The sequence below is a fragment of the Streptomyces sp. DvalAA-43 genome (assembly GCF_900091725.1).
Classification (GTDB): Bacteria; Actinomycetota; Actinomycetes; order Streptomycetales; family Streptomycetaceae; genus Streptomyces; species Streptomyces pulveraceus.
The window spans coordinates 1-25,193 of the sequence record NZ_FMBW01000042.1; the positions used below are offsets into that span (position 1 = coordinate 1).

Here is a 25,193-nt window from a genome sequence, read left to right on the forward strand (position 1 = left end):
CGGCTCGCACTTCGCCAACTACCGCGAGGCCTGGGAGGCCAACCGGCTGGTCGCCAAGGGGAAGATCCACCCCACCCTGTCGAAGGTCTACTCCCTGGAGGAGACCGGCCAGGCCGCGTACGACGTCCACCGCAACCTCCACCAGGGCAAGGTCGGTGTGCTGGCACTGGCGCCGCGCGAGGGCCTGGGCGTGCGCGACGAGGAGCTGCGCGCGCGGCACATCGACGCCATCAACCGTTTCCGGAACGTCTGAGGTCCAGCGATGACCGAACGTCAGAAGGACCGCCCGTGGCTCATGCGGACCTACGCCGGCCACTCGACCGCCGAGGCGTCCAACGAGCTCTACCGGCGCAACCTCGCCAAGGGCCAGACCGGCCTGTCGGTCGCCTTCGACCTGCCGACACAGACGGGTTACGACCCCGACCACATCCTCGCCCGCGGCGAGGTCGGCCGGGTCGGCGTGCCGGTCTCGCACCTCGGCGACATGCGCCGGCTGTTCCAGGACATCCCTCTGGAACAGATGAACACCTCGATGACGATCAACGCCACCGCGATGTGGCTGCTGGCGCTCTACCAGGTGGTCGCCGAGGAGCAGGGCGCCGATCCCGCGAAGCTCCAGGGCACCACACAGAACGACATCGTCAAGGAGTACCTCTCGCGTGGGACGCACGTCTTCCCGCCCGGTCCCTCGCTGCGGCTGACCACCGACATGATCACGTACACGGTCAACCGCATCCCGAAGTGGAACCCGATCAACATCTGCAGCTACCACCTGCAGGAGGCGGGGGCCACTCCGGTCCAGGAGATCGCGTACGCCATGTCGACGGCGATCGCCGTGCTCGACGCGGTCCGTGACTCCGGGCAGGTGCCCGAGGAGAAGTTCGGCGATGTGGTCGCGCGGATCTCCTTCTTCGTGAACGCGGGCGTCCGCTTCATCGAGGAGATGTGCAAGATGCGCGCCTTCGGCCGCATCTGGGACCGTGTCACCCGCGACCGGTACGGCATCGCCGACGCCAAGCAGCGCCGCTTCCGCTACGGCGTCCAGGTCAACTCCCTCGGCCTGACCGAGGCGCAGCCGGAGAACAACGTCCAGCGCATCGTCCTGGAGATGCTGGCCGTCACGCTCTCCAAGGACGCCCGCGCACGGGCCGTCCAGCTGCCGGCCTGGAACGAGGCGCTGGGGCTCCCCCGGCCCTGGGACCAGCAGTGGTCCCTCCGTATCCAGCAGGTGCTCGCACACGAGAGCGATCTGCTGGAGTACGAGGACATCTTCGCCGGGTCGCACGTCATCGAGGCCAAGGTGGGCGAGCTGGTCACCGAGTCGCTCGCCGAGATCGACCGGATCGAGCGGATGGGCGGTGCCATGGCGGCCGTCGAGTCCGGCTATCTGAAGTCCGAGCTGGTCTCCTCGCACGCCGCCCGCCGGGCCCGGATCGAGGGCGGCGAGGAGCGGATCGTCGGCGTCAACATCTACGAGACGACGGAACCGAACCCGCTCACCGCGGACCTCGACGGGGCGATCATGACGGTCGACCCCGCCAACGAGGCCAAGGTCGTCGCCGCCCTGCACGACTGGCGCGACAACCGCGACGAGGCCCGCGCCACCGAGGCGCTGGCGGCGCTGAAGAAGGCCGCCGCGGGCAGCGACAACATGATGGAGGCGACGGTGGAGTGCGCCCGTGCGGGTGTCACCACCGGCGAGTGGTCCTGGGCGCTGCGCGATGTCTTCGGCGAGTTCCGGGCCCCGACGGGCGTCTCGTCCGCTCCGGTCGCGGTGACCGCCGAGGCGGGCACCCCGCTGGCCCTGGTCCGCGAGAAGGTGGCCCGCACCGCGGCCGACCTGGGTGCCGGACGGCTGCGGCTGCTGGTCGGCAAGCCGGGCCTGGACGGGCACTCCAATGGCGCCGAGCAGATCGCCGTCCGGGCCCGTGACGCCGGTTTCGAGGTCGTCTACCAGGGGATCAGGCTGACCCCCGAACAGATCGTCTCGGCCGCGCTCGCCGAGGACGTGCACTGCGTCGGCCTGTCCATCCTGTCCGGATCGCACGCCGAACTCGTACCGGACGTACTCACCCGGCTGCGCGAGGCGGGCGCCGCCGACATCCCGGTCATCGCGGGCGGGATCATTCCGCCCGCCGACGCGTCGGCCCTGATCGGGGCCGGTGTCGCCGCCGTATTCACCCCGAAGGATTTCGGTATCACGGAGATCATCGGCCGTATCGTCGACGAGATCCGGAAAGCGAACAAGCTCGACCCTCTGGAGGTCCCCGCATGACTGCCGTCAACCGCCCGCCCGTCTCCCACCACCACCCTCAAGAGACGTCCCTGCGGGACGGCACCTCCCGTCTGCGTCCGCGCCGCTCGTGCCTGGCAGTGCCCGGCTCGAACCCGCGGTTCCTGGAGAAGGCCCAGGGCCTCCCCGCCGACCAGGTCTTCCTCGATCTGGAGGACGCCTGCGCGCCGCTCGCCAAGGAGGGCGCCCGGCACACCATCGTCGACGCGCTGAACAACGGCGACTGGACGGGCAAGACGCGGGTCGTGCGGGTCAACGACTGGACCACGCACTGGACGTACCGCGATGTCATCACGGTCGTCGAGGGAGCCGGGCAGAACCTCGACTGCATCATGCTGCCCAAGGTCCAGGACGCCCAGCAGGTCGTCGCCCTCGACCTGCTGCTGACCCAGATCGAGAAGACGATGGGCTTCGAGGTCGGCAGGATCGGCATCGAGGCGCAGATCGAGAACGCCAAGGGCCTGGTGAACATCGACGACATCGCCGCCGCCTCGCCCCGCCTGGAGACGCTGATCTTCGGCCCGGCCGACTTCATGGCCTCGATCAACATGAAGACCCTGGTGGTCGGCCAGCAGCCGCCCGGGTACGGCGCGGACGCCTACCACTACATCCTGATGCGCATTCTGATGGCGGCCCGTACGCACGACCTCCAGGCGATCGACGGTCCCTTCCTCCAGATCCGTGACGTGGACGCGTACCGCGAGGTCGCGGGCCGGGCGGCGGCGCTGGGCTTCGACGGCAAGTGGGTGCTGCACCCCGGCCAGGTGGACGCGGCCAATGAGGTGTTCTCGCCCTCGCAGGAGGACTACGACCACGCGGAGCTGATTCTCGACGCGTACGAGTGGTGCACCTCCGAGGAGGGCGGCAAGAAGGGTTCGGCGATGCTCGGCGACGAGATGATCGACGAGGCGAGCCGCAAGATGGCCCTGGTGATCGCGGGCAAGGGCCGGGCGGCCGGCATGCAGCGCACCTCCAAGTTCGAAGCGCCGGAGGCCTGATCATGCAGTTCGGGCGCACCTATGAGGAGTTCGAGGTCGGTGCGGTCTACAAGCACTGGCCCGGGAAGACGGTCACCGAATACGACGACCACCTCTTCTGTCTGCTGACCATGAATCATCACCCGTTGCACATGGACAGCAACTACGCGGAGCGGACGACCGATTTCGGAAAGAACGTTGTCGTCGGCAACTACATCTACTCGCTCCTGCTCGGGATGTCCGTTCCGGACGTTTCCGGAAAGGCGATCGCCAATCTGGAGGTCGAGTCGCTGAAGCATGTCGCGCCGACCTTCCACGGCGACACGATCTACGGCGAGACGACCGTTCTGGACAAGACTCCGTCAAAGTCCAAGAGCGACCGCGGAATCGTCTACGTGGAGACCAGGGGGTACAAGCAGGACTCCACGCTGGTCTGCGTGTTCCGTCGCAAGGTGATGGTCCCCACCGAGACGTACATCAAGGCGCGCGGCGGCGAGCAGCCCGGCCGCCCCGAGCTGAACCAGCCTTCGCAGAAGAACGTGGAGAAGTAGCCATGACGCGACTCGCCCAGACCGCCGGCCTCAACGACGTCCAGCGGGAAATTCTCTCCACGGTCCGTGATTTCGTCGACAAGGAGATCATTCCGGTCGCGACCGGGCTGGAGCACCGTGACGAGTACCCCACCGAGATCGTCGAGGGGCTCAAGGAACTCGGTCTGTTCGGGCTGATGATCCCCGAGGAGTACGGGGGTCTGGGTGAGTCGCTTCTCACATACGCGCTGTGCGTGGAGGAAATCGCCCGCGGCTGGATGAGCGTGTCGGGAATCATCAATACGCACTTCATCGTGGCGTACATGCTCAAGCAGCACGGCACCCAGGAACAGAAGGACACGTTCCTGCCGCGCATGGCGCTGGGCGAGGTCCGGGGTGCGTTCTCGATGTCCGAGCCGGCGCTGGGCTCGGACGTCTCGGCGATCACCTCCAAGGGTGTCAGGGACGGCGAGGAGTACGTCCTGAACGGCCAGAAGATGTGGCTGACGAACGGCGGCACGTCCTCGCTCGTCGCCGTCCTGTGCCGGAGTGACGAAGGCCACCCCGAGGGGACCGCCCCGCACAAGTCGATGACGACATTCCTGGTGGAGAAGGAGCCCGGTTTCGGCGAGGTCCTGCCCGGCCTCACCATTCCCGGCAAGATCGACAAAATGGGCTACAAGGGCGTCGACACGACCGAACTCATCATGGATGGGCTACGAATTCCGGCCAATCGGGTACTGGGCGGCACCACCGGCCGAGGGTTTTACCAAATGATGGACGGAGTCGAGGTCGGCCGGGTAAATGTGGCTGCGCGTGGTTGTGGTGTCGCACAGCGTGCATTCGAGCTGGGCGTGTCCTACGCCCAGCAGCGCCAGACCTTCGGAAAGCCGATTGCGCAGCACCAGGCGATCCAGTTCAAGCTGGCTGAAATGGCCACCAAGGTCGAGGCCGCCCATGCGATGATGGTAAATGCAGCGCGCAAAAAGGACTCCGGGGAACGAAACGACCTGGAAGCAGGGATGGCGAAGTACCTCGCCTCGGAGTACTGCAAGGAAGTCGTCGAGGATGCCTTCCGCATCCATGGCGGTTACGGCTTCTCCAAGGAGTACGAGATCGAGCGCCTCTACCGGGAGGCCCCGATGCTGCTCATCGGCGAAGGAACCGCCGAGATCCAGAAAATGATCATCGGGCGCCGACTCCTCGAGGAGTACCGGATCCAGGGGTGATTGTCCCTTTCCTGGCGATTTAGCCGCGAAGAAGATCACACCCTGTCATCCTCGGCCGGTGCCTTCCAGCCGTCCGACTCGGGTGCTGGCTTGCCCAGTTGTTGCCCGCAACCGATAACATCGCCGGAAAAGCCGCCGTCCCCCGTTGCCAGCGCGGCATCATCCGCTACGAAGGTCATCCATGCCCGACAGCCAAACCTCTGCACCACGCGGCGGGGTCCGCCTTGCGCGCGGAGCTTCGCCGTGGCTCCTCCCGACCGTCGCCACCGCGGCGCTCAGCATCGCCCGGACCCGCAAGTCCGGGCGCTGGGCCGCGGTCGCCGTGCCCACCACCGCGCTCGCGGCGGGCATGCTGTGGTTCTTCCGCGACCCCGAGCGCGAGATCACCCAGGGCCGGGTCATTTCGCCGGCCGACGGCGTGGTGCAGAGCATCATGCCGTGGAAGGACGGGCGCACCCGCGTCGCGATCTTCATGAGCCCGCTGAACGTCCACGTCAACCGTGCGCCCCTGGCCGGCACGGTGACCTCGGTCGAGCACGTCCCCGGCGGGTTCGTTCCGGCGTTCAACAAGGAGAGCGAGAACAACGAGCGCGTTGTCTGGCACTTCGACACCGAGCTCGGCGACATCGAGATGGTGCAGATCGCGGGTGCGGTCGCCCGGCGCATCGTCCCGTACATCCCGCAGGGCACGAAGGTGGAGCAGGGCGAGCGCATCGGCCTGATCCGCTTCGGCTCCCGGGTCGACATCTACCTTCCGGAAGGTGTCGATGTCGCGGTCGAGGTAGGCCAGGCCACCACCGCGGGGGTGACTCGAATTGACCGTGATTGATCCTGACACCCAGGCAGGCTGGGTGCCCGAGTCGGAGTCCGAGGAGGACGCCGGCGAGGACATGCCGCTCTCTCTGCGGCTGTCGATAGCGGACACCCTCACTCTCGGTAACGCCACGTGCGGTTTCATGGCGGTGTACTTCACCACCACCGGAATCCTCATCCCGCACCTCACGGGCAGCGACGAGAGCGGCATGGCGCGGCACTCCGCCGCCACTGCCGTGATCCTGATGCTCCTGGCCGCGGTCTTCGACCTCTTCGACGGGCTCGTGGCACGCAAGCTGCGTTCCTCGCCGATGGGTGCCGAGCTGGACAACCTCTCGGACCTGATCAGCTTCGGGCTCGCCCCGGCGTACTTCGTCCTGGTGTACGGCATGGTCGCGGACGACGCGCACCAGCGGGTGTCGGCACTGGCGGCGATCGTGGTGCTGCTGGCGGTGGTGCTCAGGCTTGCGAGATTCTCGTGCGTGACCATGAAGGACGGCATGTTCCAGGGCATGCCGAGCCCCTTCGGAGCGCTCACGGTCGTCTCGATCGTGCTCCTGGAGCTGCCCTTCGTGCCGACGCTGCTCGCGATCGTCGGGGTGGCGTGGCTGATGGTCAGCCGGGTCGAGTACCCGAAGCCGCGGGGCGTCCTCGCGGTGGCGATGCTCAGCTGGATCGTGGCCGCGATGGGGCTCCTCGCCGCGTGGGCGTTCGACGCTCCCGGCGGCCAGCTGCTCCTCCAGACCGGCTGTGCGCTCCAGGTGGTCCTGGGAGCGGTCATCCCGCTCTTCGCGACCGCCCGGCGGGTGAACACCTTCCGCGACAACCGGCGTGAGGCACGGACGGCACAGCTGCCGTAGCGGCACACAGAACACATGAGAAGGACCCGGGTGCTCCCCAGCACCCGGGTCCTTCTCATGTGCGCCGTGGGCATCCGGCCCGCGGGGCTCCGCGTCACGCGGCGGGCTTGGCGTTCCCACTGCAGGCGAGCCCCTCGCCCCGGCGGCTGTTCCGCGTGACGTAGCTGAGCCCCTCCCGCACGGTGTCCGTCTTGAAGTACACCGACTCGGGCGGCCGGACACCGATGTTCGAGCTGGGGCTGGCCAGCAGATAGACGCCTATCGGCAGGAACAGCAGCGACGCGGGGAACGCCAGGACCTGGAGCGTGATGTCGCCGTCGGTGAAGCCGATGATCCAGAGGGCCGCGACGATGCCGATCAGGACCACGGCCGAGGCCAGCGAACGGGCCATGGGGCCGCGGCGCAGGCGCTTGGTCGTCGCGAGGTCCTGGATGACGAAGACGCCCTCCCGGCCGCACCGCCCGCACTTCAGGACGGCCCGCAGCTCACCGTGGTCGGGGCGCCGCACCAGGCACCAGGACTCCCGGGTGTTGCTGCGTGTGAGGCCGGGCTCCCGCCTGATCTCCATCTGGTGCACCATCGTGAGTCTGATCTGCTCCGGCACGGTCCACGACACTGGGTGCTCCTCAGCCCTGTCCATGAGACGGCGCCGTCCATGGACGCGGCCCGGATTCCGTCCACGGCCGGCATACGGCGCATGCCCGGCCGTGGACCGGGCATGCGCCGGTCTCCCTGGAGAGGATCGTGTCACAGACCGCCACGCCCGGGTCCGAGTTCACCGATCTGGCCCAACTCGACGACCTCGTAACGGTGTTGGGCGCACCGCCGGCCTTCGGCCTGCCGCGCCGCCCGGATGCGGGTGAACCGGCCGGAAGCATCGGCGCAGTATGTTGGGGCGCACGGGAGCGGGGGCTCCTTCGGGCGCCCGCGGTGGGCCCGTTCCCCGGGAACCGGGCCATGACGACGAAGGACTCGGAACCCCGATGACAGACAACTCCGACATGATCGACTTCGTTCGGGCACGCCTCGCCGAGGAAGAACGCATCGCGCTGGAGGCGGGCGGCGACAGCTGGCGGTGCCCGGCCGACGTACCCGGCGAGGTCCACGACCGGTCCGGGGCCATCGCGTTCAGTCTGCGGAATCTCGGGTTCGACCAGCACATCGCCGACCAGGACCCCGCGCGCACGCTGCGCCGGATCGAGACGAGCCGGGTGCTGCTCGACGAGTACGCCGAGGTCGCCGACCTGGACACCGACCGCCCCGAGCACGACTTCCGGTCCGGCCGGGCCGTGGGGCTGGGGTTCGCCGTACGGCAGCTGGCCGCGGAACACGCGGGCCACCCCGGGTACCGCGCCAGATGGCTCCCCCGTTTCATCCAGTAGCGGCCCGCGCGGTCGGAGCCCGCCCGTGCGGGCACCGGCCGCGTCGCGACGCCGAGGGCCACGCAGAGCAGACCGAGGGCGGCTGCGTCCCCTCTGCCGCGGCCCTGTGTGCCCCGGCCACGGGCCTGCTGCGGACGGCGCGGGAGGGCTAAGGTTTCAGAAGGGGCGCATCGGACCGCCCAGGGACGCCATGCACCGACACCACAGCGCACCGGACAACGCCCAGGATCTCCTTGTCACGCTGGGGCGTCTCGTCGATCAGGCCCTGGAGAACATCCAGTTCCAGCGCGCCCGTGCCGAGCTGGGCCTGGCCCTGCAGCGGCACATGCTCCCCGGCGGGCTGCCCGACTTCCCTGGCCTCCGGATCGGGGCCCGGTACTCACCCTCGCAGGACGGTCTGGCCGTCGGCGGCGACTTCTACGACGCGTTCACGATGCGGGACGGGGTGGCGGCGCTGACCATCGGCGATGTCCAGGGGCACGGGGTGGAGGCCGCCGCCTTCATGGGCGAGGCCCGTGCCAGCCTCCGGGCGCTCGCCAGTGTCACGGTCGACCCCGGCGAGGTGCTGTCCTGCGCCAACGATCTGCTGATCTCGCTGGGCGGCGACCTGTTCACGACCTGTTGTCTGCTGAGCATCCTCCCGGAGAGCGGCGAGCTGTCCGTGGCACGGGCCGGACACGTGCCGATCGTCTGGGGCACCGACGACGGCGACTCCGGCATCCTCGTCGATGCCGGGGGGATGCCCCTGGGCATCATGCGCGGCCAGCGCTACCCCGTGACCCGCCGGCGGCTGGTCCGGCCCGGATATCTGGTCCTGCTGACCGACGGGGTCGTGGAGGGGCCGTCGTACCCGATCGACGAGGGTCTCGCCGCGGTGGCGGAGCTGGTCGGCGCGGCGGACGGGGCCGATCCCGGCGAGCTGGCCGCGCGGGTGATCGAGGTGGCGGACCTGACCGGTCACGAGGACGACGCCGCCGTGCTCGTCGTCCGTTACGACGGCAGGCCCGGGGAGGCCGTCGTGTGACACGCTCCCATCCGGTGCGGCGGGGCGGCACGGGTACAGGGACGTACCGGACCTCCCCCATTCGCCGCCATCGGCGCGCTGTCGGCGCGCCCGCCCCGGCGGCACGTGGCGGCGTGGTGTCTGATGCTGCTGTGGTGGACAGCGCACGGCTCCGGCGGCAGACGGCCCAGCTCCTGACGGTCCTCGCGGTGGCCGTCTGCTACTACGCGACGGCCCGTCTGGGGCTGCTCCAGCAGCTGGTGCGCGGCCAGGTCACCCCGCTGTGGCCGCCGACCGGGATCGCGGTCGCGGCGCTGCTCGTCCTCGGCGTGCGGAGCTGGCCGGGGATCGCTCTCGGCGCGCTCGCCGCCAACATCACCATCGGGCCCTCCGTACTGCCCGTCCTGGTCATCGCCGCCGGGAACACGGTCGCCCCGGTCTGTTCCTATCTGCTGCTGCGGCGCGCGGAGTTCCGCAAGGAACTCGACCGGCTGCGCGACGCCCTGGCGCTGGTCTTCCTGGGCGCGCTGGCGGGGACGCTGATCAGCGCGACCGCGGGCACCGGCGCCCTGGTCCTCTCGGGGGCGGTGCGGTCCGCGGACTTCTGGCCGACCTGGTCGGTCTGGTGGACGGGCGACGCCATGGGCGTCATGGTCGTGACACCGTTCCTGCTCGTCCTGCGCAGGATCCGGAGGCCGTACGGCATCGCACCGGCGAGGTGGGCGGAGGCCGCCGCGCTGGCGGTGTGCACGGTGGCCGTCACCGTGCTGGTGACCGACACCGCCGGTGCCTCGCTGCTGTTCCTCGTGTTCCCGTTCCTGATCTGGGCCGCCTTCCGTTTCGAGCGTGCCGGCGCCGCCTGCTGCGCCCTGGGCGTGTCCACGCTGGCGATCCTCGCCGCCGGGCGGATGGCCGGCCCCTTCGACCACCACGTCCTGCTCACCAACATGATCACGCTCCAGGCCTTCAACGGAACCACCGCGCTCACCTCCCTGCTGCTGGCCGCGGTCGTCACCGAGCGGAACAGCACATACCGCGAGATCAAGCGACTCTGTGTGCAACTCGCCGAGAAGGTGACCCAGCAGGACACGTAAATCACTCCATCGGTCCTGCGACGGGTGCGCGGATCCGCGATCCGAAGCAGGCTGAGGGGCGACGGCACCGCGACGAGGGCAACCGGACGCCGAAAGTCGGGCGTACGGGCGCCGTAAGAGGTGGAGCCATGCCCCATGTGTCTGCGAATGTCCAGGTGTCCCGCCCCGCCGAGGAGATCTTCTCGTTCCTCCGGGATCCGCGGAACCTGGCCGAGTGGTCGTCCAGCATAGACCGGGTGATAGAGGGCCCGATCGCCACCGCGCTGGGTGACGAGTACGCCTGCAAGTTTCCGGGCAGACGACGGACGCACCGGCTCCGGTGCACCGCGAGCACACCCGTCGAGTATCTGGCCTTCCGCGGTGCGGGCATGTGGACGCCCCTGGGCCGCCACTCCCCCGAGCTGGAGTTCCGGCTGAGTCCGGGCCCGCGGGGGACGACGGTCACCGTCTCGGTCAAGCCCCATCTGGACGGCGGCATGATAATACTCGCGCCGCTCGTGACGATGGCCTGGCGCCGGGACCTGCCTGCCGAACTGCGGTGCCTGGCCGAGCTGCTGGGCGACAGGACCGGCACGGATACGGACGCGGGCGGCCCGGCTGCCGATCAGGACGCAGGGGACGATCAGGACGCGGCCCCCTCCGTGCGATGAGCGGGCCGGGCGGGAGGCGGGTGCCGCCGGGCGGGACGCCGGGAAGGGGCCGGGGTCCCCCGCACGGGGATGTTCCCCGACCGCCCCTTCCCGGGCCCTCGGCCGTGTTCTCCGGCTTCCGCGGCGCCCCCGGTCGCCGGACGGGCCGCGAGGGCCCGGTCTCCGGCCACCGAGCGGGGCGCGCTATCGGCGCCCCGTCCGGCTAGCGCAGCAGGAAGTCGCGCGCGAGCGCCTCGGACGCGCGCTCCAGCAGCGGTCCCGCCTGGGCCATGGAGACCGCCGGATCCGGCTCCAGGTCCGCGAGGGCGTAGGCGCGGCTGATGCCCGCCGCGGTCAGGGCCTCCGGCGGCAGGGCCAGCCGGCCGCAGACCGCCACCACCTCGATCCCCGCGGCGCGGGCGGCCGCCGCCACGCCCGCCGGTGCCTTGCCGTGGAGGGTCTGCGCGTCGAGCGAGCCCTCCCCCGTGATCACCAGGGTGGCGCGCGCCAGCGCCGGGGCGAAGCCGAGGACGTCGAGCATCACCTCGATGCCGGGGCGGAACCGGGCGCCGAGGGCGACCAGCGCCCCGTAGCCGATGCCGCCCGCCGCGCCCGCTCCGGGCAGTCCGGCGTGGTCCGGTCCGAGGACGGACGCGTAGTGGGCGAGCGCCGCGTCGAGGGTCGCGATGTCCTGCTCGGACGCGCCCTTCTGCCTGCCGTAGACCTCCGGGGCACCCTTCGGGCCGGTCAGCGGGTTGTCCACGTCGCTGGCAAGGATCAGGTCCACCTCGGCCAGCCTCGGATCGAGCCCGGACAGGTCCGCCTCCGCCAGCGCGGCCAGGCCGCCGCCCCCCGGGCCGACGGGCTTGCCGTCCGCGTCCAGGAAACGGGCACCGAGCGCGGCCAGCATGCCCGCGCCGCCGTCCGTGGTCGCACTGCCGCCGACGCCGAAGACGATCGTCCGGGCGCCCGCGTCGAGCGCGGCGGCGAGCAGCTCGCCGGAGCCGTACGTCGTGGCCGTGAGCGGGGCGAACACCCCCGCGGGCAGGTGCTGGAGGCCCGAGGCCTCGGCCATCTCCACCACCGCGGTGGTGTCGCGCAGCGCGTACGCCGCGGTCACCGGACCCCCGAGCGGCCCGGTCACCCGCGCCTCGCGGCGCTCGAACCCGGCGGCCACCGCCGCCGCCACCGTGCCGTCGCCGCCGTCCGCCACGGGCAGGGTCTCGACCCGCACCTCGGGGACGACCCGCCGCAGCCCGGCCGTCACCCGCTCCGCGACCTGTACGGCCGTGAGCGAGCCCTTGAACTTGTCCGCCGCGACGAGCACGCGTGCGGTCTCCATCACTGCTCCGTCCGCCACCTTGCATCCCTTGCTTTCGAACAGGCAGTCGCGCCGCCCCCGACCCTATCCGCAGCGGATACCCGCTGCCCAGAGCCGTCGTCGCTCCGGTCGCACCCCTGCCACTACGCTGCCCGCGTGACCACCACTGACTACATCTCCTACATCGCGGGGCTCCCCCGGGTGCTGGCCGCCGCGGCCACCGTGTTCCGGGACGACCGGGGGCGGGTGCTGCTCGTCGAGCCGAACTACCGGGAGGGCTGGGCCCTGCCGGGCGGAACGATCGAGTCCGACGACGGCGAGAGCCCCCGGCAGGCGGCACGGCGCGAGACCGCCGAGGAGATCGGTCTCGATCTGCCTCCGGGGCGGCTGCTCGCCATCGACTGGGCCCGCAGCCCGCGACGGCCGCCGATCGCCGCGTACCTGTACGACGGCGGGGTCCTGGACGAGGCGCAGTTGAAGTCGATCCGGCTCCAGGAGGAAGAGCTGCTGTCCTGGAAACTGGTCGGGCCCGAGGAGATCGACCGCTATCTGCTCGGCGCTCTCGCGCTGCGAGTGAGGGCCGCGCTGGACGTGCTCGAATCCGGTGGGGGCGCGGCCGAACTGGAGGACGGTCACCCGGCAGGCGGTTGACAAACCGGCCGGGCCCGCCCCCTCGCCGCATACAAGCCGTATTCCCGTTGTGTCCCGTTGTGCTGACTGGTCGTCACCTGGTAGTCCGGTCGACGGCTGCCGGACTCGCGTTCATGTGCCATTGGTCCGCCGTGCACGCTCGACCGGCATCATCCGGACTCCACGACAGCGGAGGGATCATGCGTACGCACACGGGACACCTCGGTGGGCTGCTGGCCACGATCGTCGCAGCGTTCGCCTGTACGGCGGTTGTCGCCACGGCACCGACGGCGCTCGCGGAACCGGTATCGGCCCCGGCCGCACACGGCAGGCTGCCGCTGTCGGTCGACGGCGGCGCCTGGCAGTCCGGCCATGTCCAGGGCATGGCCATCGACCGCCGCAAGGGCTTCATGTACTTCTCGATGACCAACCTGCTGGTCAAGACCGACCTCAGGGGCAAGCCGGTCGGCTCGGTCACCGGGTTCACCGGCCACCTCGGCGACCTGGACTTCAACGAGAAGGACGGCCGGGTCTACGGCTCGCTGGAGTACAAGGAGGCCAAGTCCTTCTACATCGCGATCCTCGACGTCGACCGCATCACCCGGATGAACATGGACGCCCAGTCCACGGGTGTCGTCTCGACCGTCTACCTCAAGGAGGTGGTGAAGGACTTCACCGCCGACATGAACGGCGACGGCGTCTTCGACGGCGACACGGGCGCCACCCCCGACCACCGCTACGGCTGCAGCGGCATCGACGGGGTCGCGTTCGGCCCGGCGTTCGGCGACCGGCGCGGCAAGCGCGCCCAGCGGAAGCTGACGGTCGCGTACGGGGTGTACTCCAACACCGGCCGTACGGACAACGACCACCAGGTGCTGCTCCAGTACGACGTCACCCGGTGGAAGAAGTACGAGCGCCCGCTGACCGAGTCGGCCCCGCACACCAGCGGACCCGCCCATGTCGACGGCAAGTTCTTCGTGTACACCGGCAACACCAATTTCGGTGTGCAGAACCTGGAGTACGACGGGCACAGCGGCAACTGGCTGATGGCCGCCTACAAGGGCGCCAAGCCGGGCTTCCCCAACTACTCGGTCTTCGCGCTGGACGGGGCGCGCAAGCCGGTGCTCGGCCCGGTGCGCGGGCAGCAGCGCCCGGAACGCGGGCTGCTGCTCCCGCTGCTGCGCGAGGGCGCGCACGACACCGCGACCGGTACGTACGGATGGCCGGCGCCGGGACAGTACGGGCAGTACGGGCTGGTCTCGCTCGACGACGGGCGGTTCTACGTCGCGAAGAGCGGCACCGTCCAGGACGGCGGCGTCACCAAGCAGACCGCGAGCGCCGTGCTGAACACCTGGACGGGCCTGACCCCGTCGCCGTTCACCCCGGCCGGCCCTGCGGCCTGACGTCCACCGCGCGGACCTCGCACCCTGCGGGTCCGGCGGCTTCCCGAGGCCGAAATGGCCTCGCCCGGAGTGTCCGGCGCTGCGTACGCTCGCGGCATGACTCTCGTCGCGATCCTCAGCGGCGCCGGTATCTCCACGGACTCCGGCATCCCCGACTACCGCGGGCCCAAGGGGCTCTGGCGCAAGGACCCGGAGGCCGAGAAGCTCGTCACGTACGACTTCTACATGGCGGATCCGGAGATCCGGCGCCGCTCCTGGCAGATGCGCCGCACCAGCGCGACCTGGGCCGCGGAGCCGAACGCGGCCCACCGCGCGGTGGCGGAGCTGGAGCGGTCCGGCACTCCGGTCCGGGTGATCACGCAGAACGTCGACGGTCTGCACCAGCTGGCCGGGCTCCCGGCACGCAAGGTCCTGGAACTGCATGGGACGGCGCGGGAGGTGGTCTGCACCCGCTGTCATGCCCGTTCCCCGATGGCCGGGGCGCTGGCCCGGGTGGAGGCCGGAGAGGCCGACCCGCCCTGCACGGTCTGCGGCGGCATCCTGAAATCGGCCACGGTCATGTTCGGGGAGCGGCTCGATCCGGTGGTGCTGGGCGAGGCGGTGTCGATCGCCAAGGCCTGCGAGGTGTTCATCGCGGTCGGTACGACGCTCCAGGTGCAGCCCGCCGCCTCGCTGGCCGGGATCGCCGTGGACAACGGGGCACGGCTCATCGTGGTGAACGCGGAGCCGACTCCGTACGACGAACTCGCCGAGGCGACCATCCGCGAGCCCATCGGCACGGCGCTCCCGGCGCTGCTGAAGCGGCTGGCCGCCGATGGGGCTCCGGGAGCCGAGGGGTCCTAGTGCTCCAGTTCCTGCTGTACGCGGCGGGAGGCGCGGAAGGTGTACAGGTCGAGGATCTCCGGCGGGTCCGCCAGCCCCGGACCGCCCGCCTCGACCCAGGCGACGATGTCCGCCACCGCGTCCGGGTCGTTGACCAGCCCGAGCCAGACCGGGCGGCCGCCCGCACGGCGGCCCTCGGCCGACGGCTGCACGACGATGACATTGGCCTGTTCGCAGGCGTCCAGGCACTCCACGGCGCGTACCGTCGCCCGCTCGCCCAGCGACCGCCGCAGCTCGGCGAGCTGGCCGGCGTGGTCCACGTCCGGGATCTTGGGCGTCCCGCAGCAGCAGCCGCGGCAGACGCTGACGGTGGGCCGGGGCGCTCCCTGGGCGGGGACCGCCCTTCGGGTGCGGCGGCTCATACGGGGACGCTTCCGGTGCGGGCGAGGACGATCACCAGGGGACTGTACCCATCCCCGCCAGAGGGTCGAACACACGCTCGTTCCCGTGGGCGGGTGGGGTACAGTTGGTGGCTGCGAAGGGGAGTAGCCCCGCAAACCGGTCGTCGACACACTGGAACCTCCGGGTTCCCGGTGGCCGGGCTCGTGGATCATCGCGGGCGGGCGAGACCTTCGGTCAGGTATGACACGCCCGCGTCCGTGGGCGCTGACGTCATGCCGGGCCGAGTGGTCCTCCGGATGCCCGAGTGGCGCTTCGCGAAGGCCCGGGGCCCGGCTCCTACAGAAAGCCACCCGGAATGCACCTCGACCCCCTGGCGATTCTCACCGCCTTCGGGCTGATCTTCCTCGCGGAGCTCCCCGACAAGACGATGTTCGCGTCGCTCGCCATGGGCACCCGCATGCGACCGCTGTACGTCTGGTTCGGCACGTCGTCCGCGTTCATCGTCCACGTCGCCATCGCGGTGGGGGCCGGCAGCCTGATCGGGCTGCTGCCCGACTGGATCGTCAAACTCGTCTCGGCCTCCCTCTTCGCGTTCGGGGCCTTCATGCTGCTGCGATCCGGCGGCGGGGAGGACGACGAGGACGGCGGCACGAAGACGGTGACCGGCTTCTGGCCGGTCTACTCGACCGCGTTCATGGCCGTCTTCATCAGCGAGTGGGGCGACCTCACCCAGATCACCACGGCCAATCTGGCCGCGAGCAACGGCACGTGGTCCACGGCCATCGGTTCCGCGGCCGCGCTGATGTCCGTCTCGGCGCTGGCGCTGCTCGCCGGGCGCTTCATCGCGAAGCGCGTGCCGCTCAGGACGGTCCAGCGAATCGGCGGGCTCTGCATGCTGGGGCTCGCGATCTGGACCCTGGTGGAGATCTTCGTCGGCTGACCCCCGCACCTGGTGAGCGGGCCCGGACCATGCTGTCCGGGCCCGCTGCCGTATCCACGGGCGGGGGCGGCCGTGGCCGCCGATGACGTCAGAAGAGTGCCGGGGCGGCGTCCTCCGTGCCGTTCTCGAAGGCCAGCAGCCGCTGCTTGCGGTCGAGTCCGCCGCCGTAGCCCGTGAGGCTCCCCGAGGCGCCGATGACGCGGTGGCAGGGGACGATGATGCCCACCGGATTCTTGCCGTTGGCCAGTCCCACGGCGCGAGAGGCGCCCGGTTTGCCGAGGTTCTCGGCCAGTTCGCCGTAGGAGCGGGTCTCGCCGTACGGGATCAGCTGGAGCTGCGCCCAGACGCTGCGCTGGAAGGGGGTGCCGTCCAGCCGTAGCGGCAGATCGAAGGCGCGCAGTTCCCCGGCGAAGTAGGCGTCGAGCTGGCGGATGGCCTCCGTGAAGGGCCGCGGGTCGGGTTCGCCGAAGGTCTCCTCGGGCGGGCGGTGCCGCTGGCCGGTCATGTAGAGGCCCGCGAGGACTCCGTCGGTGGCGACGAGGGTGAGCGGCCCGTACGGGCTGTCGACGACCGTGTGCTGTCTGGTCGCCGTGGGCAAAGGCGTCGTGGTCATGGCCGGAATTCCCGATTCTCCTCAGTTGGGCAGGTGGTTGATGGGGTGGTCGTCCACGGTCCACAGGTACTGGACCGCGTACGCCCGCCAGGGGCGCCAGGCGGCCGCGCGGGCGGTGAGCGCCGCGGGTGTCGAGGGGAGGCCGAGTTCCCCGGCCGCGCGCCGGATGCCGAGGTCGGTGGGGAGGAAGGCGTCCGGGTCGCCGAGTGCCCGCATCGCGATCACCTCGACGGTCCAGGGGCCGAAGCCGGGCAGGGCCGTCAGTTCGGCCCGCGCCCGCTCCCAGTCGGTGTCGGTGCCCAGGCGCAGCGATCCGTCGGCGAGGGCGCCGACAAGGGTGGTGAGGGTGGTGCGGCGGCTGCGCGGCAGGGCGAGCTGTTCCGGGTCGAGCCCGGCGAGCGCCTCGGGGTCCGGGAAGAGGTGGGTGAGGCCGCCCTCCGGGTCGTCGACGGGCAGACCGTGCGCGGTGACCAGACGGGCCGCGTGGGTACGGGCGGCGGCGGTCGACACCTGCTGGCCGAGCACCGCCCGTACGGCGAACTCCGCACCGTCGACGGTCCGCGGGACCCGCCGGCCCGGCGCCTTGCGGACCAGGGGGGCGAGGAGCGGATCGGCGGACAGCTGCTCGTCGACCGCCACCGGGTCGGCGTCCAGGTCGAGCAGCCAGCGGCAGCGGCTGATCGCGAGGGTGAGGTCGCGCGGATCGGTGAGGGAGAGGCGGCAGGCGATGTGGTCGGGATGCGGGGTGAGTGCGACGATGCCGTGCCCGTACCGCAGCGAGAGCGTGCGGCGGTACGCCCCGTCGCGCCATTCCTCGACGCCGGGGACGGCGGTGGCGGCGAGGTGGCCGAAGAGGTTGCTGGGGTTGAGCGGGGCCCGGTACGGCAGCCGCAGCGCGATCACTCCCGGGGTGGCCGGCGGTCGCGCGGACCGGGCGGCGCGGCTGCGCAGCTCGCCCGGGGCGAGTGCGAAGACCTCGCGGACGGTGTCGTTGAAGGTGCGGACCGAGGAGAACCCGGCGGCGAACGCGACTTCCGCCATGGGGAGTCCGGTCGTCTCGATGAGCAGCCTCGCGGTCTGGGCGCGCTGTGCGCGGGCCAGGGCGAGCGGGCCGGCGCCGAGCTCGGCGAGGAGCTGGCGCTCGATCTGCCGGGCGGAGTAGCCGAGCCGGGACGCGAGTCCCGGGACGCCCTCCCGGTCGACGACGCCGTCCCGGATGAGTCGCATCGCGCGGGCCACGGAGTCGGCCCGCGCGTTCCACTCCGGGGAGCCGGGGCTGGTGTCGGGCCGACAGCGTTTGCAGGCCCGGAATCCGGCCTGCTGGCAGGCGGCCGCACTGGGGTAGAAGGTCATGTTCTCGACCTTGGGCGGCACGGCCGGGCAGCTGGGGCGGCAGTAGATCCGGGTGGTCACGACCGCCGTGAAGAACCAGCCGTCGAAGCGGGAGTCCTTGGATCGGACGGCCCGTACGCAGCGCTCGGTGTCGGTGTGCATGGCTCAAGCATCCGCCACCCGGCGCCCGGGGGCTGGCGAGAATCCGACATCAACCCGGAGCTGCCAGGACTTCACCGTGCTGCGTCGGGCACCGAAAAGTCCTGGCAGGCGGGCTCCCGCGGCGGCCCCGGCTCTCACCAGGAGGACTTGGTTACCCCCGGGAGGAATCCGGCGTGGGCCTGCTCGCGTACGCGGATGCGGGAGAGTCCGAATTTCCGCAGATGGCCGCGGGGCCGGCCGTCCACGCTGTCCCGGTTGCGCACCCGGGTCGCACTGGCATCGCGCGGCTGGCGCCGGAGCTCGTCCATGGCGGCCCGGCGTTCGGCATCCGTGGCGGACGGGCGGCGGATGATCCCCTTCAGCTCGGCGCGACGGGCGGCATGCCGCTCGACGGTGGCCCGGCGCCTCTCGTTCTGCGCGATCTTGCTCTTCCTGGCCATCAGACCGCCACTCCCCCGGCACGGATCCGGGCGACGGCCGCCTCGATCCCGATCCGGTCGACGGTCCTGATCGCCCTGGCGCTGAGCGTCAGCCGGACGTACCGGCCCTCGCTCGGCAGCCAGTACCTCTTGCGCTGGATGTTGGGGTCGAAGCGGCGCGAGGTGCGCCGGTGCGAGTGGGAGACGGTGTTGCCGAAGCCCGGCCTGGCGCCGGTCAGTTGGCAGTGGGCGGACAAGGAGCTACCTGCTTTCCATGGAGAACCACTTGTTGGAAATGGAAATCATTGCCATATAGTAGCGGTCATGGCTCGCAACGAACTACGCCCGGTCGTCAGGCTCCGCTCCACCGCCGGGACCGGCTTCACCTACGTCACCCGCAAGAACCGCCGGAACGACCCCGACCGGATGGTCCTGCGCAAGTACGACCCGCTCGCCCGCAAGCACGTCGATTTCCGCGAAGAACGCTGACCCGGCCCCACGCCCGACCCGGAAGGACACCTTCATGAAGCCCGGAATCCACCCCGCCTACGGCCCCGTCGTCTTCCGCGACAAGGCGGCCGGCTCCGCCTTCCTCACCCGCTCCACCGCGAGCAGCGGGAAGACGATCGAATGGGAGGACGGGAACACCTACCCCGTCGTCGATGTCGAGATCTCCTCGGCGAGCCATCCGTTCCACACCGGCACCGCCCGTGTTCTGGACACCGCGGGCCGCGTCGAGCGATTCGAGCGCCGCTACGGCCGACACGGGGCGAACTGATGCGGGACAGTGGCCGGTTGCCCGTCCTGATCGTCGCCGGGCTCCACTCCGAGGCCCGTAAGGAGGTCGTGGACGGGCTGCTGCGCACCGTCCCCGGCAGCGTCGCGCTCCACCACGATCTGGCCTCCGCCGCCGAGGGCACCGTGCGCCGCCTCGTACGGGACGCGGCGGGCGAGCTGTCCTGCGGACAGACCCCGCTCGTCGACGACTGCGCCTGCTGCGCGTTGCGCGAGGACCTGGTCCCGGAGCTGGAGCGGCTGGCCGGCAGCGGATCGGTCCGGCTCGCGATCGTCGAGCTGTGGGACTCCGTGGAACCCAGGACGATGGCCGAGGCCGTCGTCGCGCACGGCGGGGGACTCCTCGAACTCACCAACGTGGTGACCGCCGTCGACCCCGCTCTCGTGCTGCCCTGTCTCGGGAACGGCGACGATCTGGCCGAGGCGGGGCTCGCGGCCGCCGCCACGGACCGGCGGACCGTCGGCGACACCTGGGCCCGGCAGCTGGAGTACGCACCCGTGCTCGCCCTCGTCGGCAGCGGGACGGCCGACGAGGAGGACCGCGCGCTGCTGACCCAGCTCCACCCGACGGCGCGTCAGGTGGCGGCCTACTCGGCCGAACTGGCCCGCCTCGCCTTCGCCGGCTTCGACGTGGAGGCGGCGGCCGCCGCCCAGCACCCCGCGTGCGCGCTGCTGCCGCAGGAGGCGGACGAGGCAGGGGTCGCCACGCTCGTCTGGCACCGCCGCCGCCCCTTCCACCCCGAGCGGCTCTTCCGGGCACTGGAGGATCTGTGCTGCGCGGCCGCGCGCAGCCGTGGGCGTTTCTGGCTCGCCGACCGCCCCGACACCCTGCTGGCCTGGGACGCCGCGGGAGGCTCACTCTGTGTGGAGAGCGTGGGGCCCTGGCTGGCCTCCCTGCCGGACGCGGCCTGGGACATGGTGCCGCCCGTCCGCCGGGCGGCGGCCGCCCTCGACTGGCATCCGGAGCACGGCGACCGCTGCCAGCACCTCGTCTTCACCTCGCCCGGCCTCGACCGGGACGGGCTGGCCCGGCTCCTCGAAACCTGCCTGCTCACCGACGCCGAATACGCGGCCGGACCCGAGGCGTGGCGGCGGCTCCCGGCCCCCTTCGACTCATTCCTCGACCCGGTCTCCTGAACCCGGGGCCCGCACGCCGCGTGCGTACGCCGGACCCTCCCCGTCCGCCGGACGCACGCGGCGCCCGCGGATCAGCCCCGCGCCTCCAGCGCCGCTTCGAACTCCGCGTACGCGTACGCGTCGAACAGCACGAACCGCACCTCCTCTACGGGCGCCAGGGCCTCCTGACGAACCGTACGGACGGCGATCCGCGCGCCGTCGTCCATCGGCCAGCCGTAGATCCCGGTCGAGACGGCCGGGAAGGCGACCGTACGCGCACCCAACTCGGCGGCCGTGCGCAGCGATTCGCGGTAGCACGAGGCCAGGAGGGCGGAGCGGTCCTCGGAGCTGCTCCAGACCGGCCCTACGGTGTGGACCACCCATCGCGCGTCGAGCTCACCGGCCGTCGTGGCGACCGCCAGGCCGGTGCGCAGGCCCTTTCCGTACTGCGACGCGCGCAGCTTCCGGCACGCGGCGAGGATCTCCGGGCCGCCGCGCCGGTGGATCGCGCCGTCAACCCCGCCACCGCCGAGCAGGGAGGAATTCGCCGCGTTGACGATGACATCGACGGACTGCCGGGTGATGTCACCCCGGACCAGGGTGATGGTGACGCCCTCGGGTGTACGCATGGCGGCCATCATGCCCTGCGCGGCCCTCAGGCCGCCCGCAGACGCCGCCAGACCGCCTTCGCCGCGTGGTGGCCCGACATGCCGTGCACCCCGGGGCCGGGCGGTGTGGCCGAGGAGCACAGGAACACCGCCGGATGCGCCGTCGCGTACGGCACCCGGGCGAGCTTGGGCCGGAGCACCGTCTGGAGACCGGAGAACGCGCCGCATCCGATGTCGCCGCCGATGTAGTTGGCATTGCGCGCCGCGAGTTCGGGCGGTCCGGCCACCGCGCGGGCGAGCACCAGATCACGGAACCCCGGGGCGAAACGCTCCAGTTGCCGTTCGATGACGTCGGTGGCGTCGCCCTCCCAGCCCGAGGGGACATGTCCGTACGCCCAGAAGACATGACGGCCCTCGGGCGCGCGGGACGGGTCGACCAGGCTGGGCTGTGCGGTGATCAGGAACGGCACGCTCGGGTCCCGGCCCGTCACCGCGGCCGTCAGCGCGGCGTCGATCTCGCCGGCCGTGGGGCCGATGTGGACCGTGCCGGCCCGGCGGGCCTCCGCCGCGGTCCAGGGCACGGGGCCCGACAGGGCGTAGTCGACCTTGAAGCAGGCCGCGCCGTACCGGTAGCCGCGGTAGGCGTTGCCCAGCCCGGCGATACGGGCGAGGGCGGTGGGCGAGGTGTCGAAGATGTAGGCGCGGGCGGGCGGGAGCTCGTCGAGCCGCTTGACCTCGGTGCCGGTACGGATCGTGCCGCCCTGTTCCCGTACGTACGAAGCGAGGGCGTCGGAGATGGACTGCGAGCCGCCGCGCGGCACCGGCCACCCCTTCTCGTGCGCCGCCAGCGCGAACAGCAGGGCGATCCCGCCGGTCGCCAGGCCGTTGGTGGGCGCGATGGCATGGGCGGCGAGCCCGGCGAACAGACCGCGCGCCTTCGCGCCACGGAAGCGGCGGGAGAGCAGGGACGCGGGCTGGAGCGCGTCGAGACCGAACCGCATCCAGCGGTAGGGGTCTCGGGGCAGCCCGTCCCACGGGGTGCGCAGGAAGTCCTGGGCGAGGGTGTCCCAGTGGCCGAGGTACGGGGCGACGAGCCTGCGGTACGCACCGGCGTCCCGGGCCCCCAGCGACATGGCGCTCTCCCCCACCGAGCCGGTGAGCACGGCGGCCGTGCCGTCCGGGAACGGGTGGGCGAGCGCCAGCTCGGGCTGGAGCCACTCCAGGCCGTGCCGGGCGAGCGGCATCGCGTTGAAAGCGGGTGAGCCGATGCCCAGCGGGTGGACGGCGGAACAGGGGTCGTGGCGGAATCCGGGAAGGGTGAGCTCCTCGGTACGGGCGCCGCCTCCGACGGTCTCTTCCGCTTCGAAGACCTCCACGGCGAAACCGCGGCGGGCCAGTTCGGCCGCGGCGGTCAGTCCGTTGGGGCCCGCCCCCACGACGACAGCATCGAGCATCGACGGCACCTTCGGACTCCTTCGTCAGCCGATGGCCAGGACACCCAGGATATTCCGAGGCGCCGACAGCACGGTCACGGGTAGGGTCACGCGCGATGAAGACACCGAACTCCCCGGCCGCGCCCGTTGCGGCCCACGAGACCACCGTCCCCGCCCATGTCGCCGACATGGCTTCCCGGCTCACCGCCGTGCCCGGTATCCGGGCCGTCGCCCTGGGCGGCAGCCGGGCCCGTGGCACCCATCGACCGGACTCCGACTGGGATCTGGGCCTGTACTACCGCGGCACCCCCGACGTGGCCGCGCTGACCGCCCTGGCGTCCGAGGTGCAGGGCGCCCCCGCCGAGGTCGCCGGGCCCGGCGGGTGGGGACCCTGGGTCGACGGCGGGGCCTGGCTGCGAGTGGACGACGTCCCGGTGGACTGGATCCTGCGCGATCTGGACCGGGTGGAGGCGGTCTGGGCGGAGTGCCGCGAGGGGCGCTTCGAGGTGGGCGTGCAGCCCGGCCATCCGCTCGGCTTCTGGTCCCCCGCGTACCCCGGCGAGGTCGCGCTGGGGCGGGTGCTCGCCGATCCGCACGGGGAATTGACACAGCTTCGGGAGCAGACCCTGACCTACCCGGAGCCGCTGCGCACCGCGCTCGTCGAAGCCGCCTGGGAGGCGGACTTCTCGGTGGCGGCCGCCCTGAAGTCGGCTCCCGGCGGGGACACGCTCCATGTCTCGCTGTGCCTGTCACGGGCGTTCGGCATCCTCGCCCAGGCCCTCCACGCCCACCACCGCACCTGGTGTCTGAACGAGAAGGGCGCGTCGGCCGCCGCTGCCGCCCTGCCGGACACCCCCGCGCACTACACCGAACGGATCGGCGAGGCCCTGCGAGGGCTGGACGCGGCGGCGGTGGAGCGGGCCGCGGAGCTGGTGCGGGAGGTGCGCGCGGCCTGCGGCGGGTGAGACGGGCCGACCGGTACGGCAGTGGGCGCCCGGCGCCGCTCAGTCCCGCCGGATGGCCGTACCGCAGCGCGCGAGCAGGGCGCGCAGGGTGTCCCGTTCCTCCGGGGTGAATGCGTCGGCGAGCCGGCGCTCGATCCGTACCGCCTGCGCGTCGGCGTGCCGGAGTGTCGCGCGGCCCGCCTCGGTGAGCCGGGTCTCCAGCATCTTCTGATGCCACGGGTGCGCCGACCGGACGACCAGCCCGCGCTCTTCCAGGTGTTTCAGCACCGCCGCCATCGCCTGCGGCGTGACCAGGCACGCGCGCGCCAGCGCGGCACCCGAGATCCCGGGGTTGCCGGCGAGGGCGAACAGCGCCGCGTACTGGGCGACGGTGACCCCCGCGTCCTTCAGGGCCGCGCTCTTGGCCGCCATGAGGGCCTGCTCGGCGCGCTTGATGTCCGCGCCCAGGCGTTCGTCGGCGGTCATTCCCATGACGGCGAGCGTACAGGCACGGTCATCGATCAAGCCTGGACGGTGTATCAAGGTCTTGATATAACTCAAGCCATGGAGACTCACCCGGTGAAGGATCAGGCCCCGGACCCCCGGCCCGACCGTGAATCCGCCTTCGGCAAGACCGTGCTGGTCACCGGTGCCACCCAGGGAATGGGCCGCCACCTCGCGCTCGATCTGGCCCGCCGGGGTGCGACGCTGCTGCTGCACGGCCGGGACCGAGGGCGTCTGGACGAGGCCGCCGCCGAGGTGCGTACGGCCGGGTCCGGGGCCTCCGTGCGTACCTACCTCGCGGATCTGGCCGATCTGGACCAGGTCCGGGCCCTGGCCGCACGGGTCCGTGAGCGGGAGCCCCGGCTCGACGCCCTGGTCAACAATGCCGTGGTGGGCGGCGGTACCGCTCCGCTCCGGCGCGAGGTGAGCCGGCAGGGCCACGAGCTCCGGTTCGCGGTCAACTATCTGGCGCCCTGTCTGCTGAACCGCGAGCTGTGGCCGCTGCTTGCCGCGTCCGCACCCGCCCGGGTGGTCAATGTGGTCTCGATCGGGCAGGCGCCCGTCGATTTCGACGACGTCATGGTGGAGCGCGACTACGAGGGGCTGGAGGCGTACTGCCGCAGCAAGCTCGCGCTGATCATGGCGACCTTCGATCTGGCCGGCCGGACGGCGGACAGCGGGGTCACGGTCAACGCCCTGCACCCGGCGCATCTGATGAACACCCGGGGCGTGCGGGAGTACGGGCTCACGCCGGCCGTCCCCGTCGAGGAGGGCGTGCGCCCCGCCGTCCGGCTGATCACCGACCCGGCACTCGCCGGTGTCACCGGAAGATACTTCGACCGCTTCACCGACACGGCCGCGCATGAGCAGGCGTACGACCCGCGGGCCCGTGCCCGGCTCGGGGCACTCACCCGCGAGCTCCTCGCCTGACCGGGCGCC

Annotated in this window: 29 protein-coding genes and 1 pseudogene; 20 read left to right on the forward strand and 10 right to left on the reverse strand. The window is 71.3% G+C overall.

The window, feature by feature from the left end; translation table 11 throughout:
* The 7 genes and pseudogenes from GA0115234_RS14575 to pssA form a co-directional block, all read left to right on the forward strand.
* Positions 1–253 (forward strand): annotated as a pseudogene (locus tag GA0115234_RS14575) (crotonyl-CoA carboxylase/reductase); the annotation flags it as partial.
* Positions 254–262: 9 nt separating this feature from the next.
* Positions 263–2,275, forward strand: a complete 2,013-nt coding sequence (locus tag GA0115234_RS14580) for a protein meaA (protein WP_093541670.1) — start codon at positions 263–265, stop codon at positions 2,273–2,275.
* The gene (locus tag GA0115234_RS14585; RefSeq protein ID WP_093541672.1) at positions 2,272–3,291 is read left to right on the forward strand and encodes an HpcH/HpaI aldolase/citrate lyase family protein; all 1,020 of its coding nucleotides are present in this window, start codon (positions 2,272–2,274) and stop codon (positions 3,289–3,291) included. The genes GA0115234_RS14580 and GA0115234_RS14585 overlap by 4 nt, the downstream gene beginning before the upstream one ends.
* Before the next feature lie 2 nt (positions 3,292–3,293).
* Entirely contained in the window at positions 3,294–3,821 is a 528-nt protein-coding gene (locus GA0115234_RS14590) for a MaoC family dehydratase (protein WP_093541674.1), read from the forward strand.
* Between the two features lie 2 nt (positions 3,822–3,823).
* Positions 3,824–5,029: an acyl-CoA dehydrogenase family protein gene (locus GA0115234_RS14595; RefSeq protein WP_093541676.1), complete on the forward strand. Its 1,206-nt coding sequence runs from the start codon at positions 3,824–3,826 to the stop codon at positions 5,027–5,029.
* Positions 5,030–5,210: 181 nt separating this feature from the next.
* Complete coding sequence (locus GA0115234_RS14600; protein ID WP_093541678.1) at positions 5,211–5,858, forward strand: phosphatidylserine decarboxylase; 648 nt, start codon at positions 5,211–5,213, stop codon at positions 5,856–5,858.
* Positions 5,845–6,702 (forward strand): CDP-diacylglycerol--serine O-phosphatidyltransferase, encoded by an 858-nt coding sequence (gene pssA / locus GA0115234_RS14605; protein WP_202553726.1) that lies wholly within the window; start codon positions 5,845–5,847, stop codon positions 6,700–6,702. The genes GA0115234_RS14600 and pssA overlap by 14 nt, the downstream gene beginning before the upstream one ends.
* Before the next feature lie 94 nt (positions 6,703–6,796).
* On the opposite strand, the gene GA0115234_RS14610 is transcribed toward pssA, so the two are convergent.
* A complete protein-coding gene (locus GA0115234_RS14610) occupies positions 6,797–7,318 on the reverse strand; it encodes a hypothetical protein (RefSeq protein ID WP_093541682.1) in 522 nt (173 codons plus the stop codon).
* A 367-nt stretch (positions 7,319–7,685) separates the two neighbouring features.
* Here GA0115234_RS14610 and GA0115234_RS14615 point away from each other — a divergent pair, with 367 nt between their 5' ends.
* The 4 genes from GA0115234_RS14615 (at position 7,686) to GA0115234_RS14630 (ending at position 10,831) form a co-directional block, all read left to right on the forward strand.
* Positions 7,686–8,084 carry a DUF6221 family protein gene (locus GA0115234_RS14615; protein WP_093541684.1) on the forward strand — a complete coding sequence of 133 codons (399 nt, stop codon included), beginning with the start codon at positions 7,686–7,688 and terminating at the stop codon, positions 8,082–8,084.
* 190 nt (positions 8,085–8,274) lie between these two features.
* Positions 8,275–9,108, forward strand: coding sequence for a PP2C family protein-serine/threonine phosphatase (locus GA0115234_RS14620; RefSeq protein WP_093541686.1), 834 nt, complete (start codon positions 8,275–8,277; stop codon positions 9,106–9,108).
* A gap of 131 nt (positions 9,109–9,239) precedes the next feature.
* Positions 9,240–10,181, forward strand: a complete 942-nt coding sequence (locus tag GA0115234_RS14625) for an MASE1 domain-containing protein (protein WP_370804452.1) — start codon at positions 9,240–9,242, stop codon at positions 10,179–10,181.
* Between the two features lie 128 nt (positions 10,182–10,309).
* On the forward strand, positions 10,310–10,831 hold the full coding sequence (locus GA0115234_RS14630; protein WP_093541688.1) for an SRPBCC family protein: 522 nt from the start codon (positions 10,310–10,312) through the stop codon (positions 10,829–10,831).
* A 202-nt stretch (positions 10,832–11,033) separates the two neighbouring features.
* On the opposite strand, the gene GA0115234_RS14635 is transcribed toward GA0115234_RS14630, so the two are convergent.
* Positions 11,034–12,152, reverse strand: a complete 1,119-nt coding sequence (locus GA0115234_RS14635; RefSeq protein ID WP_093541690.1) for a glycerate kinase — start codon at positions 12,150–12,152, stop codon at positions 11,034–11,036.
* Between the two features lie 135 nt (positions 12,153–12,287).
* Between GA0115234_RS14635 and GA0115234_RS14640 the strand changes: the two genes are divergently transcribed.
* The 3 genes from GA0115234_RS14640 to GA0115234_RS14650 all read left to right on the forward strand — a co-directional run bounded on the left by GA0115234_RS14640 (position 12,288) and on the right by GA0115234_RS14650 (position 15,007).
* Positions 12,288–12,782 (forward strand): NUDIX domain-containing protein, encoded by a 495-nt coding sequence (locus GA0115234_RS14640; protein ID WP_093541692.1) that lies wholly within the window; start codon positions 12,288–12,290, stop codon positions 12,780–12,782.
* 179 nt (positions 12,783–12,961) lie between these two features.
* Positions 12,962–14,164 carry a hypothetical protein gene (locus GA0115234_RS14645; protein WP_093541694.1) on the forward strand — a complete coding sequence of 401 codons (1,203 nt, stop codon included), beginning with the start codon at positions 12,962–12,964 and terminating at the stop codon, positions 14,162–14,164.
* 96 nt (positions 14,165–14,260) lie between these two features.
* A complete protein-coding gene (locus tag GA0115234_RS14650) occupies positions 14,261–15,007 on the forward strand; it encodes an SIR2 family NAD-dependent protein deacylase (RefSeq protein ID WP_093541696.1) in 747 nt (248 codons plus the stop codon).
* Here the strand turns inward: GA0115234_RS14650 and GA0115234_RS14655 are convergent.
* The gene (locus tag GA0115234_RS14655) at positions 15,004–15,408 is read right to left on the reverse strand and encodes a (2Fe-2S) ferredoxin domain-containing protein (RefSeq protein ID WP_093541698.1); all 405 of its coding nucleotides are present in this window, start codon (positions 15,406–15,408) and stop codon (positions 15,004–15,006) included. The two genes, GA0115234_RS14650 and GA0115234_RS14655, sit on opposite strands and share 4 nt — an antisense overlap.
* A 335-nt stretch (positions 15,409–15,743) precedes the next feature.
* Between GA0115234_RS14655 and GA0115234_RS14660 the strand changes: the two genes are divergently transcribed.
* Positions 15,744–16,328, forward strand: coding sequence for a TMEM165/GDT1 family protein (locus GA0115234_RS14660; protein WP_093541700.1), 585 nt, complete (start codon positions 15,744–15,746; stop codon positions 16,326–16,328).
* Positions 16,329–16,416: 88 nt separating this feature from the next.
* Here the strand turns inward: GA0115234_RS14660 and GA0115234_RS14665 are convergent, their stop codons facing one another.
* The 4 genes from GA0115234_RS14665 to rpmB all read right to left on the reverse strand — a co-directional run bounded on the left by GA0115234_RS14665 (position 16,417) and on the right by rpmB (position 19,111).
* On the reverse strand, positions 16,417–16,941 hold the full coding sequence (locus tag GA0115234_RS14665) for a methylated-DNA--[protein]-cysteine S-methyltransferase (RefSeq protein ID WP_093541702.1): 525 nt from the start codon (positions 16,939–16,941) through the stop codon (positions 16,417–16,419).
* Positions 16,942–16,962: 21 nt separating this feature from the next.
* Positions 16,963–18,435, reverse strand: coding sequence for an AlkA N-terminal domain-containing protein (locus GA0115234_RS14670; RefSeq protein ID WP_093541703.1), 1,473 nt, complete (start codon positions 18,433–18,435; stop codon positions 16,963–16,965).
* 134 nt (positions 18,436–18,569) lie between these two features.
* A complete protein-coding gene (rpsN, locus tag GA0115234_RS14675; RefSeq protein ID WP_093541705.1) occupies positions 18,570–18,875 on the reverse strand; it encodes a 30S ribosomal protein S14 in 306 nt (101 codons plus the stop codon).
* Positions 18,875–19,111 carry a 50S ribosomal protein L28 gene (rpmB, locus tag GA0115234_RS14680; protein WP_093541707.1) on the reverse strand — a complete coding sequence of 79 codons (237 nt, stop codon included), beginning with the start codon at positions 19,109–19,111 and terminating at the stop codon, positions 18,875–18,877. Before rpmB ends, rpsN begins: the two co-directional genes overlap by 1 nt.
* A gap of 67 nt (positions 19,112–19,178) precedes the next feature.
* Here rpmB and rpmG point away from each other — a divergent pair, with 67 nt between their 5' ends.
* Genes rpmG through GA0115234_RS14695 form a run of 3 tightly spaced genes read left to right on the forward strand, consistent with a single transcriptional unit; the run spans position 19,179 to position 20,786 of the window.
* Complete coding sequence (gene rpmG / locus GA0115234_RS14685) at positions 19,179–19,343, forward strand: 50S ribosomal protein L33 (RefSeq protein ID WP_093541709.1); 165 nt, start codon at positions 19,179–19,181, stop codon at positions 19,341–19,343.
* A 34-nt stretch (positions 19,344–19,377) separates the two neighbouring features.
* On the forward strand, positions 19,378–19,632 hold the full coding sequence (locus tag GA0115234_RS14690) for a type B 50S ribosomal protein L31 (protein ID WP_093541711.1): 255 nt from the start codon (positions 19,378–19,380) through the stop codon (positions 19,630–19,632).
* Complete coding sequence (locus GA0115234_RS14695) at positions 19,632–20,786, forward strand: CobW family GTP-binding protein (protein WP_093541713.1); 1,155 nt, start codon at positions 19,632–19,634, stop codon at positions 20,784–20,786. The genes GA0115234_RS14690 and GA0115234_RS14695 overlap by 1 nt, the downstream gene beginning before the upstream one ends.
* Positions 20,787–20,857: 71 nt before the next feature.
* On the opposite strand, the gene GA0115234_RS14700 is transcribed toward GA0115234_RS14695, so the two are convergent.
* Both GA0115234_RS14700 and GA0115234_RS14705 read right to left on the reverse strand, forming a co-directional pair.
* Complete coding sequence (locus GA0115234_RS14700) at positions 20,858–21,394, reverse strand: O-acetyl-ADP-ribose deacetylase (RefSeq protein WP_093541738.1); 537 nt, start codon at positions 21,392–21,394, stop codon at positions 20,858–20,860.
* Positions 21,395–21,420: 26 nt separating this feature from the next.
* Positions 21,421–22,836, reverse strand: a complete 1,416-nt coding sequence (locus tag GA0115234_RS14705) for a phytoene desaturase family protein (protein ID WP_093541715.1) — start codon at positions 22,834–22,836, stop codon at positions 21,421–21,423.
* A gap of 158 nt (positions 22,837–22,994) precedes the next feature.
* Between GA0115234_RS14705 and GA0115234_RS14710 the strand changes: the two genes are divergently transcribed.
* On the forward strand, positions 22,995–23,771 hold the full coding sequence (locus GA0115234_RS14710) for a nucleotidyltransferase domain-containing protein (RefSeq protein WP_093541740.1): 777 nt from the start codon (positions 22,995–22,997) through the stop codon (positions 23,769–23,771).
* A 39-nt stretch (positions 23,772–23,810) separates the two neighbouring features.
* Here the strand turns inward: GA0115234_RS14710 and GA0115234_RS14715 are convergent, their stop codons facing one another.
* Complete coding sequence (locus GA0115234_RS14715; protein ID WP_237541386.1) at positions 23,811–24,242, reverse strand: MarR family winged helix-turn-helix transcriptional regulator; 432 nt, start codon at positions 24,240–24,242, stop codon at positions 23,811–23,813.
* A 72-nt stretch (positions 24,243–24,314) separates the two neighbouring features.
* Between GA0115234_RS14715 and GA0115234_RS14720 the strand changes: the two genes are divergently transcribed.
* Positions 24,315–25,184: an SDR family NAD(P)-dependent oxidoreductase gene (locus tag GA0115234_RS14720; RefSeq protein WP_093541717.1), complete on the forward strand. Its 870-nt coding sequence runs from the start codon at positions 24,315–24,317 to the stop codon at positions 25,182–25,184.
* Positions 25,185–25,193: the final 9 nt, after the last annotated feature.